This is a genomic window from Saccharospirillum sp. (assembly GCF_040881935.1).
GTDB lineage: Bacteria > Pseudomonadota > Gammaproteobacteria > Pseudomonadales > Natronospirillaceae > Saccharospirillum.
The window spans coordinates 34,117-51,422 of sequence record NZ_JBBECH010000057.1 but is presented as its reverse complement, the minus strand read 5'-3'; the positions used below and the strand labels follow the sequence as shown (position 1 = coordinate 51,422).

16 protein-coding genes are annotated in these 17,306 nt (G+C 55.1%); 10 read left to right on the top strand and 6 right to left on the bottom strand.

Translation table 11 applies throughout. From position 1 onward, the window contains the following. Positions 1-129 precede the first annotated feature (129 nt). Together iolB and WEB54_RS10725 are read left to right on the top strand one after the other, a co-directional pair. Entirely contained in the window at positions 130-933 is an 804-nt protein-coding gene (gene iolB, locus WEB54_RS10730) for a 5-deoxy-glucuronate isomerase (protein ID WP_368055538.1), read from the top strand. Then, a complete protein-coding gene (locus tag WEB54_RS10725) occupies positions 930-2,087 on the top strand; it encodes a Gfo/Idh/MocA family protein (RefSeq protein WP_368055537.1) in 1,158 nt (385 codons plus the stop codon). Before iolB ends, WEB54_RS10725 begins: the two co-directional genes overlap by 4 nt. Here the strand turns inward: WEB54_RS10725 and WEB54_RS10720 are convergent. After that, a complete protein-coding gene (locus WEB54_RS10720) occupies positions 2,054-3,244 on the bottom strand; it encodes a phytanoyl-CoA dioxygenase family protein (RefSeq protein WP_368055535.1) in 1,191 nt (396 codons plus the stop codon). The two genes, WEB54_RS10725 and WEB54_RS10720, sit on opposite strands and share 34 nt — an antisense overlap. A gap of 217 nt (positions 3,245-3,461) precedes the next feature. Between WEB54_RS10720 and WEB54_RS10715 the strand changes: the two genes are divergently transcribed. Then, on the top strand, positions 3,462-4,472 hold the full coding sequence (locus WEB54_RS10715) for a LacI family DNA-binding transcriptional regulator (protein ID WP_368055534.1): 1,011 nt from the start codon (positions 3,462-3,464) through the stop codon (positions 4,470-4,472). 133 nt (positions 4,473-4,605) lie between these two features. Here the strand turns inward: WEB54_RS10715 and WEB54_RS10710 are convergent, their stop codons facing one another. Genes WEB54_RS10710 through WEB54_RS10690 form a run of 5 tightly spaced genes read right to left on the bottom strand, consistent with a single transcriptional unit; the run spans position 4,606 to position 10,316 of the window. Further along, positions 4,606-5,673 (bottom strand): ABC transporter ATP-binding protein, encoded by a 1,068-nt coding sequence (locus WEB54_RS10710; protein ID WP_368055532.1) that lies wholly within the window; start codon positions 5,671-5,673, stop codon positions 4,606-4,608. Further along, positions 5,663-6,694, bottom strand: a complete 1,032-nt coding sequence (locus tag WEB54_RS10705; RefSeq protein WP_368055531.1) for an ABC transporter ATP-binding protein — start codon at positions 6,692-6,694, stop codon at positions 5,663-5,665. Before WEB54_RS10705 ends, WEB54_RS10710 begins: the two co-directional genes overlap by 11 nt. A 10-nt stretch (positions 6,695-6,704) precedes the next feature. Continuing rightward, the gene (locus WEB54_RS10700; protein ID WP_368055530.1) at positions 6,705-7,703 is read right to left on the bottom strand and encodes an ABC transporter permease; all 999 of its coding nucleotides are present in this window, start codon (positions 7,701-7,703) and stop codon (positions 6,705-6,707) included. 1 nt (position 7,704) lies between these two features. After that, positions 7,705-8,673 (bottom strand): ABC transporter permease, encoded by a 969-nt coding sequence (locus WEB54_RS10695; RefSeq protein WP_368055528.1) that lies wholly within the window; start codon positions 8,671-8,673, stop codon positions 7,705-7,707. A gap of 56 nt (positions 8,674-8,729) precedes the next feature. Beyond that, on the bottom strand, positions 8,730-10,316 hold the full coding sequence (locus WEB54_RS10690) for an ABC transporter substrate-binding protein (RefSeq protein WP_368055526.1): 1,587 nt from the start codon (positions 10,314-10,316) through the stop codon (positions 8,730-8,732). A gap of 264 nt (positions 10,317-10,580) precedes the next feature. On the opposite strand from WEB54_RS10690, the gene WEB54_RS10685 reads away from it, so the two are divergent. The 7 genes from WEB54_RS10685 (at position 10,581) to WEB54_RS10655 (ending at position 17,176) form a co-directional block, all read left to right on the top strand. Beyond that, complete coding sequence (locus WEB54_RS10685) at positions 10,581-11,195, top strand: AAA family ATPase (RefSeq protein WP_368055524.1); 615 nt, start codon at positions 10,581-10,583, stop codon at positions 11,193-11,195. After that, the gene (locus WEB54_RS10680; protein WP_368055522.1) at positions 11,192-12,025 is read left to right on the top strand and encodes an inositol monophosphatase; all 834 of its coding nucleotides are present in this window, start codon (positions 11,192-11,194) and stop codon (positions 12,023-12,025) included. Before WEB54_RS10685 ends, WEB54_RS10680 begins: the two co-directional genes overlap by 4 nt. 277 nt (positions 12,026-12,302) lie before the next feature. Beyond that, positions 12,303-13,007: a class II aldolase/adducin family protein gene (locus WEB54_RS10675; protein WP_368055521.1), complete on the top strand. Its 705-nt coding sequence runs from the start codon at positions 12,303-12,305 to the stop codon at positions 13,005-13,007. Between the two features lie 85 nt (positions 13,008-13,092). Beyond that, entirely contained in the window at positions 13,093-14,082 is a 990-nt protein-coding gene (locus tag WEB54_RS10670) for a hypothetical protein (protein WP_368055519.1), read from the top strand. Positions 14,083-14,136: 54 nt separating this feature from the next. Further along, a complete protein-coding gene (locus tag WEB54_RS10665; protein WP_368055517.1) occupies positions 14,137-15,177 on the top strand; it encodes a Bug family tripartite tricarboxylate transporter substrate binding protein in 1,041 nt (346 codons plus the stop codon). A 65-nt stretch (positions 15,178-15,242) separates the two neighbouring features. After that, on the top strand, positions 15,243-16,724 hold the full coding sequence (locus tag WEB54_RS10660; RefSeq protein WP_368055516.1) for a tripartite tricarboxylate transporter permease: 1,482 nt from the start codon (positions 15,243-15,245) through the stop codon (positions 16,722-16,724). Then, positions 16,721-17,176: a tripartite tricarboxylate transporter TctB family protein gene (locus WEB54_RS10655; RefSeq protein ID WP_368055515.1), complete on the top strand. Its 456-nt coding sequence runs from the start codon at positions 16,721-16,723 to the stop codon at positions 17,174-17,176. The genes WEB54_RS10660 and WEB54_RS10655 overlap by 4 nt, the downstream gene beginning before the upstream one ends. Positions 17,177-17,306 lie beyond the last annotated feature (130 nt).

The following is a 17,306-nucleotide window of genomic DNA, read 5'->3' as shown; positions in this document are numbered from 1 at the left end:
CCCCCGGATAGGCATACCCGGTACCCGGCACTCAGTCAGGTACAAACTCTGCAACTTGAGTAAAAGCTATTTCGAATCAAACTGGCCAGAGGTCGATATTGGCCAACTCTTCCAACAGGAGGTCATCACATGTCACACCTGCTTTCCAGACCCCAAACACCCGACGACATCGGGTGCATCCAGCGCATTACCCCCCAGTCCGCTAATTGGGGATACGTCGGTTTCGAAGTCTATACCCTGCAACCGGGCCAGACCCTGACGCAACCGACCGAAGGCACCGAAGTCTGCCTGGTGCTGATGACCGGCAAGGCCGATGTGTCCACCGGTCAGGAAACCTGGTCCGACATCGGGGAGCGCACCACCATTTTTGAACAGCAACCGCCTTATGCCGTCTATGTGCCACCGCGCGATGAATACCGCGTCACCGCCCGAACTGAGCTGGAACTGGCGGTGTCCCGGGCACCGGCCGAGGGCAAGTATCCCGCGCGCCTGATTAAACCGGAAGAACTGCAATACATCACCCGGGGTGAAGGGACCAACGAGCGCCGGGTCTGCAACATCCTGTTCAACGACATCCCGGCGGAAAAACTGCTGGTGGTTGAGGTGTTCACGCCCAACGGCAACTGGTCTAGCTACCCGCCGCACAAGCACGACACCGACGCCAAGCCGAACGAAACCCAACTGGAAGAAACCTATTACCATCGCCTGAATCCGTCCCAGGGATTCGCGTTCCAGCGGGTCTATACCGACGACCGCAGTCTGGACGAGACCATCACGGTCGAAGACAAAGGGGTAGTCATGGTGCCCGAGGGCTACCATCCGGTTGGTGCACCGCACGGCTACGACCTCTATTACCTCAACACCATGGCGGGTCCAGAACGCACCTGGATTTTCCACAACGATCCCGCCCACGAATGGATGCTGAAATCATGACACAATCGAACCTAATACCCGGTCGTCGCTTGCGGCTCGGCGTCATCGGCGGCGGCCCCGGCTCTTTCATCGGCAGTATTCATCGCGGCGGCGCCGTGCTGGATGGTCTGTTTGACGTGGTCGCCGGCGCCTTTTCCTCCGACCCCGACCGGTCCCTGGCCGCTGCAAAAACCCTGCACATCGAGCGCGGCTATGCCGACGGTTTCAGCCTGATTGATAGCGAGGCCGGGCGCGATGACCGGGTTGATGTCATCGCCATCATGACGCCCAACAACAGCCACTTCGAACTGGCCAAACGCGCCATGGAGCAAGGCTTCCACGTCATGTGCGAGAAGCCACTGACCAACACCTCAGCCGAGGCTGACGAACTGGCCAGACTGGCGCAGCAGCATAATCGGTTGTTTTGTGTAGCCTACGCTTACACCGGCTTTCCGATGGTGCGCCAGGCCCGGGCCATGATCGCCAATGGTGATATCGGCGAGATCCGAATGGTGCAGTGCGAGTACATGCAGGGACACCTGGCGCAACTGGGCGAAGACGAACTAAGCGGCGCCCACTGGCATTTCGACCCCGAAATCAGCGGCCCTTCGCTGATCCTGGGCGAGATCGGTACCCACGCCTATCACCTGGCGTCCTTCGTCTCCGGCATGGAGCCGAGCCACCTGACCGCCGATGTCTGTTCGGTAACGCCGGGGCGGGACGCGCACGACTATGCGACGCTGCTAACCCGCTACGACAACAACGCCCATGGCCTGATCTGGGTGACCCAGGCTGCAGCCGGCGCCGAACACGGCCTTAAATTCAGAATCTTCGGCAGCAAGGGCGGCCTGGAATGGCACCAACAACAGCCCAATGAACTGATCCACCGCCCGCTGGACGAACCCTGCCGGGTACTGGCCAAGGGCGGGCCCGGACTGTATCCGGCGGCGGACCGCCACACCAGGGTCGTGATCGGTCACCCGGAGGGCTACCAGGAGGCCTTTGCCACACTCTACCGGGACCTGGCTGAAGCCATCACTGCGCGCGAGACAGGGCAGGCACTGTCGCCCGATAACGCTTTCCCACCCGCCGAAGACGGTGCCCGGGGGATCCACTTTATCGAGACCTGCCTGACATCCAGTCAGAACGGCGGAAGCTGGGAAGCTCTGCGTTGACTTGCTTTATCAGCCATCACCCGGCGTAGCCTGTCCAGCGACCAGGCCTCCTCCAGCGCCTGTGCGAGTACTTGCTGACCGGTCTGCGGCGCCAGGCCGTTCACGGGCGGATCGGTGTCCAGGTTGGTGGGGAAGGAATACCCGTCGGCCACCGTCGCAATTACACCGCTCAACTCAGTGCCGGTTAGTGAACCGGCTTGAACCTGGCGTAACAGCTCCGGATAAATCGCCAACGTCATCATGGTTCGGTCGACCGTTTCCATGGGCACACCAAAGACCGAAGAGACTTGCAACAAATTGGCCATGCGATGCTGGTCGCGAGTGCGGTTATCGCCAGCGGCGTGGAACAGGGCCGGATTGAAGAAAAGCTGGTCTCCCTTATTCAACGGCAGTTGGACGGCATGCTCGGCGAAATACCGTTTGAACGCATCCTGCCGCCAGGCCAGATACCCCAACTCGTACTGGTGCGAGAACGGCAGCAACTGGGTTGGCCCGCTTTCAATCGGCATATCGGTGTGAGCGACGGCGCCCTGGAGCGTCAACAAGGGCGACAACCGGTGTACGGCCAGGGGATAACGCGCTGCGGCCTCGTTGGTCTGGAAACCGAGGTGATAGTCCCGATGCGGCTGTTGCGCCTGGCCGCCGGGGTGCACCACATTGACCTGGGCAGTAACTTGGTAGTGCGGCCCCAGCCAAGCCTCGGACAACGTATGCATAACCGGATTAGCGTAATACTCGATAAAGGCTGCCGGATCCACCTCGGCCACTTTCTGCACCGAATTCCAGACCCGGGTGTTGGCCCCTGCCGCGGCGAAATGATCCCCCGCTGTACGAACTTCCGACTCGTCCGCCATAATGCGCTTGAACACAGCGGTATGGCGATCCAGCACGGTCGTATCGACAAAGCTGCCGCGCACCACCACGATGCCTGGCCCGGTTGAAAACACCCGGTTCAGCTCAGCCATCAGCCCCCGCCGTTCCAGCGCCGAGTCCAACTCAAAGGCAAGGCGATCATAAATAACGACCCCGCGCTCAACGGTCGAAGCCCTGGGGTAGTCCCGCACATCCGCGCTCTGTTCGCACAAGCGGGCAAAGGCTTCAATATCCGTGTCCTGTTCGTCGGCGAAGACGCTCGCTTCGGTGTTGTTAGCTGACATGGGGCTTTACTCCGGGCCTTGTAGCCTGTTGTTCTTGTTAAAGACGTCATGGTAGCGTCGAAGACGGCAATAGCACCATCCTGAACTTAACAGCCAACCCCAATCCAAATCGTTACTCCATTCAACTTGAATTTCACGGGAGAGTTGACTCAACAGCCCGGCAGACACAATAATTGCAAGGGCTTGCAAATTGTAAAGCCTTCAGGAGCTTAAAGGAATGACCGAAAGAGTTTCACGCATCACCGCCAGCGACGTCGCGCTGGAAGCGGGCGTTTCCATATCGGCGGTGTCCCGTGTGTTTACCCCCGGAGCCAGCGTATCTTCCAAAATGAGGGACCGGGTGTTGGCTGCGGCAGAGAAGCTGGACTACATGCCCAACGTATTGGCGCGCAGCCTGATGACCCAGCGTACTGCGCTGGTGGGTATCATTCTGGCCAACTTCCAGAACCCCATGCATTTGACGACCCTCGATCTGTTTACCAGCGCCCTGCAGGCCCGGGGCCTGCGAGCCCTGGTATTCAATGTGTCCAAGGGGGTCGATGTAGTCGAGTCAGCCCGGCAAGTCATGCAGTATGGTGTGGACGGCCTGGTGGTCGCTGCCGCCTCCATGTCACAGGCATTGGTTGACCAGTGCGCGCGCCAGGGCATACCGCTGGTGGCTTACGCCCGCCAGCCTCGAAATGCGAAGGTCAACGTCGTATGCGCCGACAATGAGGCAGGCGGACGCCTGGCGGCACGCAAACTGATTGAGCGCGGTTATCGGAAACTGGCTTACCTGGGCGGTCCCGCCACCACATCCACCAACGCATTCCGGGAAAAAGGCTTCTGTGACGCTGTTGGTGAAGCCGGAGTCGAATTAGTGGCCCGAGTTAACGCCACCGAATATACCTACGACGCCGGTCGCAAGGCGGCGATACAGATGCTGGACGAACACCGGAACATTGATGGCGTTTTCTGCGGCAACGATTTAGTCGCCTTCGGCGTCATGGATGTGGCGCGTTACCGGCACGGGCTCACGATTCCGGATGACCTGGGCATTATCGGTTTCGATGATATTGAACTGGCCAGCGCAGACGCTTACCAGCTCACCACAATCCGGCAACCAATGAGCGACATGGTGCAACAAACGGTGGACATAATCAGCCAGGCCATGGCCGGCCAGGACAGCGGCAACGTCAAACGGTTGTTGTTTCCCTGTACCCTGATCGAGCGGGGCACGTTGCGCTAGGGAAATATCAAAGAGCCTGTCGGGCTTGGAATGGATTGGGATTATCCAGGCATTACCATCAAAAAAACCGGTCATGGTGACACTATGACCATGACCGGCAAAGGCTCAACAACCCACAACGTTGAGACGGTTTTCAGCCCGTGGCACGGGCGCGTATGTGTTCCAGATATTCACTGAAATCCAGCCGGTCCGTGTGATGGCAACGCACTCCGCGTTGCATCATGTCACCCTGGGTTTCCGGGGCCTGGGTCCGGCAAATATCCGTGGCATAGGGGCACCGTGTATGGAACTTGCAGCCAGGTGGCGGGTTCATCGGGCTGGGGACTTCGCCCGGCAATGCCAGCACCCGACGCCCCTTCTGCTCCGGATCCTGAACCGGAACAGAAGACAGCAAAGCGGCGGTATACGGATGTTGCGGGTGCTCGAAGACTTGTTCGACCGGTCCACCCTCGATGATTTCCCCGAGGTACATGACCATCACCCGGTCCGAAATGTGGCGCACCACGGAAAGATCATGGGCAATAAACACATAGGCCACCCCGGTATCCCGCTGGATATCCATAAGCAGATTGATCACCTGGGCCTGTACTGAAACATCGAGCGCCGATACCGGTTCATCGCAGATAATCACTTCCGGCTCCACCGCCAGGGCACGCGCGATGCCAATGCGTTGTCGTTGACCACCGGAAAACTGGTGCGGGTAGCGATCGGCATCAGAAGTGTTCAGGCCAACCTGGTGCAGCAATTCGCTGATGCGCTCTTCGCGTTTTTCAGGTGGCACAATATCCGGGAATACCACCCAGGATTCACCAATGATCTCGGCCACGGTCATGCGCGGGTTCAATGATGAATAGGGGTCCTGGAAAATCATCTGGATGCGTCGGCGCATCTGGCGCATGGCTTCGGTATTCAGGGAGAGAATGTCTTCGCCGTCCAGCTCGATGCTTCCTGCTGTGGGTTCGATCAGGCGCACCAGCATTTTGGCCAGCGTGGACTTGCCACACCCGGATTCTCCCACCAGGCCCAGCGTTTCCCCCCGGCCCAGCGAGAACCCGACGTCATTCACGGCACGGATTTCCTGCTCTACGGTACGCCACCCCTGATGGGATTTCATGGCAAAGGACTTGACCAGCCCCCGGGCATACAGCATCACATCGCGCTCCTGCTCAGGGTGTTTCCCGATTATGGATTCATGCACCATGCTCAATCTCCTCGGCGAAATGACAGGCTGCCTGATGGTTGGGTTCCATGTCCCGCAACCGGGGTCGCTCCTGCGCGCACGTTGGTTGACAAAAAGCGCAGCGCGGACGGAAAGCGCAGCCGGACGGAATATGACTCAGCGTGGGTGGCGTGCCGGCAATGCATTCCAGGCGTTCGGCACCCGAATCGACACGAGGCATGGCACGCAACAGCGCGCGGCTGTACGGATGTTTGGGCTTGCGAAACAGATCGACGATATCGGCCGACTCGGCAATCCGACCGGCATACATGACCACAGCTTTGTCGGCCACCTCCGCCACGACACCCAGGTCGTGGGTGACCAGAATCAGGGACATGCCGCGTTCATCACGCACCTCTCTCAGCAAATCCATAATCTGCCGCTGGACAGTCACGTCGAGTGCAGTGGTCGGTTCGTCGGCGATAAGAATTTCCGGATCCATCGCCAGAGCCAGCGCGATCATGACCCGCTGGCACATGCCACCGGAGAACTGGTGCGGGTAGTCACCCAGACGGCTGCGCGCCGACGGGATCTTGACCTGGTCCATCAGTTGCACCGCCTTGTCATTTGCCTCTTTCTTGCTGACCCCCCGACGCAGCCGGTACACCTCACTGATCTGGGTACCGATGGTCAGCGACGGATTCAACGCGGTCAGGGCATCCTGAAAAATCATTGCCAGTTTTTCACCGCGTAACGCGCGTCGCTCCCGGCCGGACATTTTCAGCATGTCCTCACCGGCGAAGAAAGCCTGGCCCGAGATCGTCGCCGGGGGTGATTTGATCAGTCCCATCAGGGTTTCCAGCCCGACACTTTTGCCGGACCCACTCTCGCCAATGATCGCCAGCGTCTCCCCCCGACGAATCGACCAGGAGACATCATCAACAGCCTGAACCGGACCGTGCGGGGTATCGAATCCCACTGATAGATTGCGTACTTCCATAATCGGGGCTTCGGCGGCGGACCTTTCCCGGAGTGTCCGGTCATGCGTTTCGATTGTTGTCATGGTTCAGTCCTCATTGCTTTTTCTTGCCGCGCTTGGGGGTCAGCCAGCGTGCGCTCTGTACAGGGTCGCTGATATTGCGGCACCAGCCAGCGACCAGATTGAGTGCCAGGGCGGTCAGAAATATCGCTGTGCCGGGCAGCGTTACCAACCACCAGGCCGTGTTGATGTGATTCCGTCCACTGGCGATCATCCGCCCCCAGGAGGCATTTGGCGGCTGCACCCCGAAGCCGAGAAAAGACAGCGATGCTTCGGACAGAATCAGAATGGCAACCTCAAGGGTGAACAACACCATCAGCGGAGCCATCATGTTAGGCAGGATATGGCGCACGAGAATTCGGCGGTCCTTACAGCCCAGAACGCGCGCCGCGCTAACAAACATGCTGTCCCGGTAGCCGAGGGTCAGCGAACGAGCCATGCGAGCGAATACCATCCAATGCAAGAAGGTGAACACCAGCACCAGGTTCAAATACCCGCCGCCAATGATGAATAGCACGAACAGAGCAATCAGCAAGGACGGTAGGGATTGCATACCATCCACCAGGCGCATGACGATGTCTTCGAACAGCCCCCTGCGGTAGCCGGCGATCATGCCGGCGGTAATCCCCACCAGCGCCGAACAGGTCGCCCCCAGAAAACCGATGGATACCGAAACCTGGGCGCCGTGCATCAGCCTACTCAGGACATCGCGTCCCAGTTGGTCGGTGCCCAACACATGGAAAGATCCGTCAGCGGTCCCACTCAGTGGCGGAATAAAGCGATTCATGATGTCGATGGCGACCGGATCGTAGGGGGCCAGCCAGCCCGCGCCCGCAGCGCCGATCGCTACCAGCATCAGAAACAGCACGGCGGTGATGGTCACCCGGTCGCTGACCAGGGCCAGCAAATAATGCTTCCAGGTGAGTTTGGGAGCCCGATCTTCTTCCACGGTTTCGGAGCCGTATAACGACCCCGGCAACGGGCCCTGACCGTGGTTACCCGGTTGGGTCTGTGTAACCAGTTTCTGTGTCATTTCATGAACTCCGAGAACTGAAACTTACTCTGGGATTCAGGTAGGTATAGGTAGCATCCACCACCAGATTAACGACGATAACCAACGCCGCGACGGTCAATATGGCACCTTGCAGCACCGGCAGATCCCGCGTACTCATGGAAGAGACCAGCAGTTGTCCAATGCCCGGCCAGCCGAATACGGTTTCCACCAGAATGGCGCCGGTCACCAGTTGCACCAGTTCATCGCCGGTAATAGTCACGATGGGAATACCCGCGTTTTTCAGCGCGTGTACCGATACGATGCGATGTTCCGGCAAGCCCTTGGCCCGGGCCGCCGCCGCATAGGGTCTGGACAGTTCGTCCAGCATGGCGCTGCGCGTCACCTGGCCAACCCGCCCCAGAGGTCTGGCACCCAGGGCAATGGCCGGCAAAATGACGTGATACCACTCGCCATAGCCACCGGTGGGCAACCATCCCAGATGCACAGCGAACAGCAGAATCAGCATCAGACCGAGCCAGAACTGGACCACGGAAACCGAGGCCAGGGACAGCACGTTCACCAGGTTGTCGACCCAGGATCTCGGCCACATGGCGCCCAGGCAGCCCAGCGTCAAAGCCAGTACCAGGGCGCTGGACAACGCCACTGCTGCCAGATAGAAGGTCTGCGGTAACCGTTCCAGAACCAGTTCCATCACCGGTGTCCCGGACGTTTCCATAAATTGGTCGGCGGGCATCTGGGAAAAGCCATAGCGAAAACTGACCCCCATGTCGCCTTGCAACAGATCGGTGATGAATCGAAAATACTGGACCAGCAGTGGGTCGTTAAGGCCCAGATTGTTACGCAGTTGCTCGAGTGCCGCATCCGTTGCACTTGGTCCCAGCATGACAATGGCCGGATCACCAATCATTCGACCCGCTAAGAAAACAAAGGTGACAACGACCAGCAGAAGGATGATGGAATGGCCCGCTCGACGCACTAGATAAGGCATGGAAATCCTCCACTTGCTCTATGACGGCGGAGGAAACTCCTCCGCCTAATTTCGACTTATCGCGTTACAGACACATTGGCCATCAACAGTCTGCCAGCGGGTCCGAATACCAGCTCATAATCGCTCGAGATCAAATAAGCGTGGTCCAGCAGCGCCAGAGGCATGGTCAGATGGCGCTCGTGCACATAGGCAACGAGTTCACGCATGGCTTCATGCCGCTCCTTACCGACCATGGCCAGCGCTTCGTTCAGACGCTGATCAAAGGTCTCGTCACAGAACACGGAAGAACGCGTCGCGCCGGCAGGGTCGTCCGTATCCGGGCAACCGAAATTGGACAACAGATTCAGGCCAAAGTCCGGCGCCGGATTCTGCTTGACGTGCACCTGCAGCAATGCGCGAGGCGCGTTGGCCTCGTAATCGGAAACCCGAAACCGTGGATTGGCCACCGCCGGTGTCTGCACCGTTTGCACGGTGGAAATACCCACAGACTCGATCATGGCGCCAATGGCTTCCACCAGTTCCCCGATGCGCGGCGTATCGTTACGACCCATGACTTCAACTTCCAACCCATCTACATCCACGCCATCGGCTCGCGCTTCGGCGAGCAGTTCCAGGGCGCGTTGCAGGTCATACTCATACTGTTCCAAAGTGTCGTTAAAACCGGTCATGTCCGGTGTGCCCATCTGGCCCTGAGGGACGGAAGCGAGCCCCAGAATGCTGGACAGACCAGCGTAGTCCACGGCAATGAAAATCGCCTCCCGGACCCGCTCATCCCGCAGCCGTTCATCCGCATACAGTGAGTGATCCAGCCGGCCATACAAATAGCGGTCGGACGGTCCGGACACGCAGCGGAACTCCTCATACTCGTCGGCTCGCGCGCAGTCCGAAGCCTGAGGCGCGTTCACGATATCCGCTTCGCCGGCCTGCATCATGGCCATGCGTGCTGAAGACTCCGTGCGAAAGCGGAACTCGAGTGCATCGAATTGCGGCTTGTTGGTGCCATACGCCACATCGGCTTCCCAGCCCCACCAATCGTCATAACGACTGGCTTTCCAGTTGGAACCCCGGTTCCACTCGTCAAACTGATAGGGCCCGGTACCCAGCGGATGGGTATAGTGTTCGGACGGGTTTTCTTCGATTTGCCGCTGCGATGTAATACCCGTCAGTGTCATGCGAAAATCCAGCATGGGGTCGGGTTCGGATGAATGAACGATAACGGTGTTGTCGCTTTCCACCGTCGCGGTGATTACACCGGGCCCGGCATATTCCTGAATGGTAAACGCATTTTCAGGATCCCAGACAAATTCAATGGACGTGGCCACAGCCTCTGCATCCATCGGTGTGCCGTCATGGAAGGTCACCCCTTCTCTGATGTGCAAACGCAAACTGTCATCGCCGATGCGTTCCCATTTGGTCGCCAACACCGGCACGAATTCACCGGTTTGCGAATCGGACATGATCAGCGGCTCGATTACGTTACGCAGCCCCGGAGCATTAACCTCCTTGTATATGGCTTGAGCAGCCAGATCCTGGGGTTCCTGGGGTACAGCCACGACAAAGGTTTCGTCTGACTCGGCTGCGGCGTTACCCGCAAACATAACGCCTGCCATCACGGTAGATAGGACAAGGTTCTTGTTACTCATATTTGCCTCCCGACCTGCCCGGGACATGGCGTCACAGAGCAGGCTAGTCTTATTGTATTTGTATTTAGTTCGGCTTCGGGCAAGCCTGGAAACCATGACTCATTAACTATTCATGGTTCCAACTGCTGGATTGTGCCCGGCTGCGCTGCTGTCAAGCTAAACAAGGCTTGACTTGTTTTGCAAGCGCTTGCAATAATCTAGTCCTAAGTCGGACCGCCTGTCAACAGCAGCGGAGAAAAATCAACAAAAACGGGGAAACACACCATGAGTTCATCGACAACGACACCCGACACAACCCCTCTGGCCATCGCCATATGCGGCGAATCCGGGGCTGGAAAAACCACCACGACGGGGCTTATTCAGAAACTGGGATTCAACCCCTGTTCAGTTTCGGCGCTGCTGCGGGAAGAGGCCGAATCCGTTCACGATCAGCCAACACGGGCCCAGGTGCAAGAATACGGACGCCGGAAACAGGAAGCGGAAGGCGCTGACTATTTTGCGCGGCGCCTGTTGTTAGACATCGACCCCTTTCATCAACCGCGAACCGTCATTGATGGCTTACGCAACCTGTCCGAGTTAAACACACTGCGTCAGGCAGCCCTGGAGGCCGGTGCCCGGTTCGTGCTGTTAGCCATGGTGACACCAGACACCACACGATTCGAACGTGTCCGTTCGCGCGGACGCGCCGGAGACCCGGATACACTGGAAGAGTTCCAGGCGGCGGACACTCGGGCAGCGGGCATAGTGGATGGCGATCAGGCGTTTCAACAAAATGTCGCCCTGATCGACCACGCGGATGTCCGCATCACTAACGACCAGGGTATGGACGCCTTGCAATCCAGAATTCAGGAATTGGTGAACGAACTGGTGCTCCTATGACGATACCGACAACACTCAGCAACAGGGATATTGATGCCGTTCATGCGCGGTTACAGCACGTCAGCACCATGATCCGGGATGCCGGCGCTATCGCCCTAGATTACTTCAACAATGCCGGCGAACTCAAGATACGGAACAAGGGCCAGCAGGACTGGGTGTCGGAAGCTGATACCCGGGTGGAACACTTCATCAGTGACTCCCTGCATGCGCAGTTTCCCGAAGACGCTGTCATCGGAGAAGAACACGGCCTAAAGGAAGCGGACAAGGATGCCTACCTGTGGATCATTGATCCGATTGACGGCACTACCTGTTTTCTTAAAGGCATTCCACAATGGTGTCTGGTCATCGCCCTGGCTCATCGCAACGAAACGCTTATGACAGTGATTTACGATCCGGTAGCCGACGAGCTTTACTCTGCGGTCCTCGGTGGCGGTGCCTGGTGCAACGGTCAACCCATCCGGGTAGCCACTGAACAGACGGTAGCGGATGGCCTGATTTCCATCGGCAGCTCGGTAAAACTCGGTGCACGGCAATCAGCGCGCTTTATCGAGTGGCTAGTAGATGCGGGCGGCATGTACAGCCGCATCGGATCCTGTGCGCTCGGCCTGGCTTATGTAGCTTCCGGCCGCCTGCTGGGCATGTATGAACCGCTGGTCTACCCCTGGGACAGCTGGGGTGGTCAGTTGCTGGTCAGCGAAGCGGGCGGACGCGTACTGATGACACACCAGGGCGCGGATTTCGACAAACCCGGCCCGACCATGGCTACCGCACCGGGCTTATGGCTTTCCATGGAGAAGCAGTTGCTGCAGACATCTGGTGAAGGTACCTGAGTACAGTGTTCCCAAACAGAGACTTCAACATAGTGTGCCGGGGCCAATGCAGAGCCGGAGTAAATAACCGCCCGGCACCTCCCGACCAGGCAAGTCGCCCCGGAGCCTGGAACACTCTGTTCCAGGCTTATTCCAGACATGGTCAAGCCGCCTGGCAACGCGATATCACACTCGTTCGACAGGTAAGTCCATAGAATTGCCCAGTTCGAAATCTGATTGACCCCTTCGCCTTCGTCATCTATGTTAGATCTCTAACAAGTTGACTGAGAAAAGATTCATGGCGACCCAAAATGACCTGATAACAGACCTGAGTATCGCGAATCGCATTCTTTTTAATGAAGGTGTCGTGGATGCTTTTGGCCATGTAAGCGTTAGAAACCCGGAAAACCCCGAGCACTTCTTTTTATCAAGAAATATGGCTCCCAATACTGTTAGCCCCAGCGACATTCTTGAGCACGAGTTGGATGGCACAGTAGTTGGTGATGACAGAAAGCCGTACCTGGAGCGATACATCCATGGAGAAATTTATCGCAAGCGCCCGGATGTCATGGCCGTTGTCCACAGCCACTCACCTTCAATTGTGCCTTTCAGTGTGGTCAAGTCGGTTCCACTAAGACCCGTTTGTCACATGAGTTGTTTTATTCACGATTACGCACCTATTTATGAAATTCGTGATCACTCAGACACTCCGACAGATCTTTTAATCTCAAATCAGGATCTGGGTCAATCACTGGCCAAAACACTCGGTGACCGTAATACAGTACTGATGAGAGGGCATGGATCAACCGTCGTTGCAGACTCACTCATGAGGGTCGTGTACAGAGCTGTTTACCTTGAAGTGAATGCCAAATTGCAAGCTCAAGCAATGAGCTTGGGCGAGGTGACGTATCTGTCTAAAGAAGAAGCAGAACAAGCCATGGTCAATGTTGAAGGGCAAATGGTTCGAGCCTGGGACCATTGGAAATCCAGTGTGTCACTTTGACGAATAGAATCCCTAGGTAAGCTTGCTGATAGTGCAAGAACAGTAAAATAAGAACAAGTACGCGTTGAATGTAGGAGCTCAATGAATGTCAAATATAGCGCTAACAATGGCAGTGCCGGATTATGATCACGTGCGCGACCTAAGAATGGGCAGCGTTCGGGCAGACGGTATTGATCTGACGATGCTAAACCTTCCGGTCGAGGAGATATTCTATCGATTCTTGAATTTTAGGGAGTGGGAGGTAACTGAGCTTTCCTTTGCAAAATACTGTGTATTAAAAAGCCAGGGTGATACAACGCTTAATGCAATTCCTGTCTTTCTATCCAGAATGTTTCGGCTGTCATCCATGTATGTTCGGGCAGACTCCAACATAACTGACCCCTCTCAATTGTGTGGCAAATCCATAGGCCTTCCAGAGTGGGCTCAGACCGCTTCGGTTTACACCCGTGGATACTTGCAGCATGAGCTAGGCATTTCCTTGAACTCGATTCGGTGGGTTCAATCAGGTGTCAATCAGGCCGGGCGAAAGGAGAAGGTTAAACTCTCAATACCCAGTGACATTGACTACGTAAACCGCGCAGATAAGTCTCTAACCCAACTTCTGCTCGACGGCGAGATCGATGCGATTTTCAGCGCAAGGCCTCCCGCTCCATTTTCCAGTAAAGACGGTTCTATTCGTCGGCTGCTTGATAGCCCTGAAGCAGCTGAACGGCAGTATTTCTCCAAATCCGGAATATTCCCGATCATGCATGTGGTTGCAATAAAACAGGAGGTTCTGGATCGAAATCCCTGGATTGCAAATAACTTGATGGCTGCACTGGAGCAAGCGAAAAATAATTCACTCGAACGAGCCTGCGACGTCACGGCTTCCTACATGCCGATCCCGTGGCTTCCAACAAATATCGAAAGTCTTTCGGACACGTTTGAGAACAGTCTGTGGCCTTATGGCATTGAACCAAACAGACACACGATTCAAGCGTTCCTCGACTTTGGCTTTGAGCAAGGGTTGTTGCAGAAAAAGATGACGCCTGAAGAGCTCTTTCCAAGAGAGGTTCAAAGTCACGTTAAAGTATAACGTGACAAAACGAACGTACCATAATCGGGTACATACTAAAATAAGAGGTATACCATGCTACTACGCCAAGTTTTCAATAATAAAAGTATAGTCAAGGTAACAACATCTGTACTACTTACATCTATTGCCGCAATGGCTGGTGCAGACAGTCATGCTCCGCTAAAAGGTGAAACCATAAACTTTGTTGTAGGCTACGGGCCAGGTGGTGGTTTCGATACGTATGCGCGCGTACTCGGCCCAGCGCTTGCCGAAGAACTGGAAGCTACCATCGTTGTACAAAACATGCCCGGTGGCGGCAGCCGTACTGCTACAAACACCGTCTATCGTGAAGATCCGGATGGCACCACTATATACATTCTCAATGGTGTTCCATCAGCTCTAGGGCAAATAACTGGAGCTCCCGGTGTAACTTATAATCTAAGCGAATACACATGGCTTGGCAGAGTTAACGCTGAACCCTGGGTGTTGATGGTAAACAACGATTCTCCTTTCCACAGTACACAGGACCTGATTGATGCAGATCGTCCTATTGTATTCTCAGCGATGAGCCGTGCAGATGGCCCAAGCGATTCAGCAGCCATTCTCTGTGAAGCCTTGCAACTGGAATGTGCTATTCGATTAGGCTTCAGTGGCAGTTCAGAAGCCCGACTGGCAGTCTACCGTGGCGATGCTGACGGTATAATTCTTACCGACACCTCTATCAACGACTCCGTCCAAGGTGATCAGGCAAGAGCCATCACGGTACTGGGCAATTCCAGCTCACAGTACTTCCCGGAACTCGAACCAATCTCTGAAGAACTTGAATTAAGCGAAGACGCTGCATTCTGGAATGACTACCGCGGTAACGTTGCAGAAATCGGCCGCTCAATCGTTGCACCGCCAGGAATGAGTGACGAGCTGACCAATTACCTTCGAACTGCCCTGGAAACAGTTCTAACAGATGATGAGTTTCTGAGCGAGCTTGCAGACCGGGGACTGGACATCAACTATATTTCCGGATCGCAACTCGAATCAATTGTCAACAGTGTTTTCGAAGCAAGTAAATCAGGGCGTGCCACTGAAATTGAGAACGTTCTACTTAACAAGTACTTCTAATCAGGGCTTACACGGGTGCAGCCATAGACTTCACTGTGGTGCACCCGCCATACTGGAGCGTGTTTATGTGGTCCAACATCATTGATGGGCTTGGTTTGTTCTCAAGCTGGCAAGCACTGAGTGCCGTTTTAATCGCAATACCCATCGGATTGATATTTGGCATTTTACCAGGTCTTAGTGGGCTAACAGCATTAGCAATATTGATTCCATTCGTTTATGGCATGGAACCGTTTGTTGGCTTGGCCTTTCTAATTGCCGCACATGCCGTTACTACTACAAGTGGTGCTTTACCCAGTATACTTCTCGGTATACCAGGCACGCCGCCCAGCGCTGCGACCGTGATCGATGGTTATCCGTTGTCCAAACAGGGTCGAGGTGGCTACGCTTCCGGTGCTGCGCTAGCGAGTTCTGCAATCGGTGGTGTACTGGGTTGTATTGCATTTGCACTGCTCATACCCATTCTTCAACCTATCATTTTGAGTTTTGGCTCACCAGAAACATTCATTCTGATGCTGATCGGTCTACTTTTCCTTGCATCTGTTGGTTCCGGGTCCACATGGTCTGGTTTGGTCGCAGGTATGCTCGGTATATTCCTATCTTTTTTTGGCTATGAAGCCATATCAGGAATACCAAGGTTCTGGATGGGCTCTGAATACCTTCTGGATGGCCTTAATCTTATCCCTATTGCTTTGGGCCTATTCGCCGTGCCTGAAATTATTAAACTGATTCAGAATGGCAAACCCATTGCCTCTGATTCTGGCAATCGAACAATCGCGTTTAGCGATGTATTTTTAGGAATGCGAGATACCGTAAAACACTGGATTACCGTGGTTCAATCTGCGCTTATTGGCATTATCGTTGGTCTCGTACCTGGTGTTGGCGGCGAAACCGCACCCTTTGTGGCGTACGGTGCTGCCAAAAAGAGGTCTAAAGCACCCGAAAAATTTGGTGATGGGGCGATTGAAGGTGTGATAGCACCAGAGTCAACCAACAATGCCAAGGAAGGGGGCGCTCTCGTTCCTACCTTAGCCCTGGGCATACCCGGCAGTTCTGGAATGGCAGTACTCTTAGGTGGCTTTATTGTCATGGGCATACAGCCCGGGCCTGAGTTTCTGAGAAACAATGCTGATATTGGAGTCGGCCTCGCCGCCGTATTAGGTTTCTCGAATGTTCTTGGTGCCCTGCTGGTCATTCTGTTCATGCCCTATCTGGCAAGAGTTACCCTGATTCCGGGCCGAATACTGGCTCCCATATTGTTAATGCTAGTGGTGCTGGGTGCCTATACGACACACAACAGCTTCATAGATGTCGTGTTTACCCTATTTTTCGGGCTCATAGCGATAGCACTGGATAAAGCAAAGCTAAGCCGTGCAGCACTGCTCCTGGGTTTTGTTCTGGGTGCTGCTGTGGAGCGATACTTGAACCTATCTTTAAACTTTCACGGACCAGGGTTCATTTTTAGACCGATTACACTGAGTATTATAATCGTTGCGGCTGTGATCTTGATTTTCCCTTATATAACCAAGCTTGCCAGGAATCGGCCATGAAACTATTTGAAACCATCGTACTCGGATGCATAGTGTTCTTTATGGGGGCCTTCCTTGTCTATGGGCTGATAGAACAGTACCCTCAACAAGTGCTTGCGTTTCCATTTACTGTATCAGCGCTGTCTGCCCTCTTTGCGTTAATTCGCATTGTCGAGATAAAGCTAGGACGACATCCACTTCAAGAAAGCGAAAGTTTAAAAACTGTTAATGAAGGTGATGTCAGTTTTATTAATTCATACATTTTCATCCTGATGATTTTGCCACCCCTTTGGTTACTCGGTTTTGAGCTAGGCATACCACTCTACATACTTGTATTTTGCTTGTATTTTAGAATACGCTGGCTCACCTCATTGTCAGTATCACTTGTGTCATACGCGTTTATCGCGTTGGTCTTCAATGGCATATTGGGAGCCAGATTGCCCAGAGGAATCTTACTGCCAATGTTTGTATGAAGGCGCCATTTTCGCAAGCTCTTGATTAGTAGGTTTAAATACAAGACAGTTCGTATTTTTCCTACTAACACCCCTACTCATTAGCCTCAAACTCCATTCTGTTGTATATTTACAAATCGCTCGCAATAAC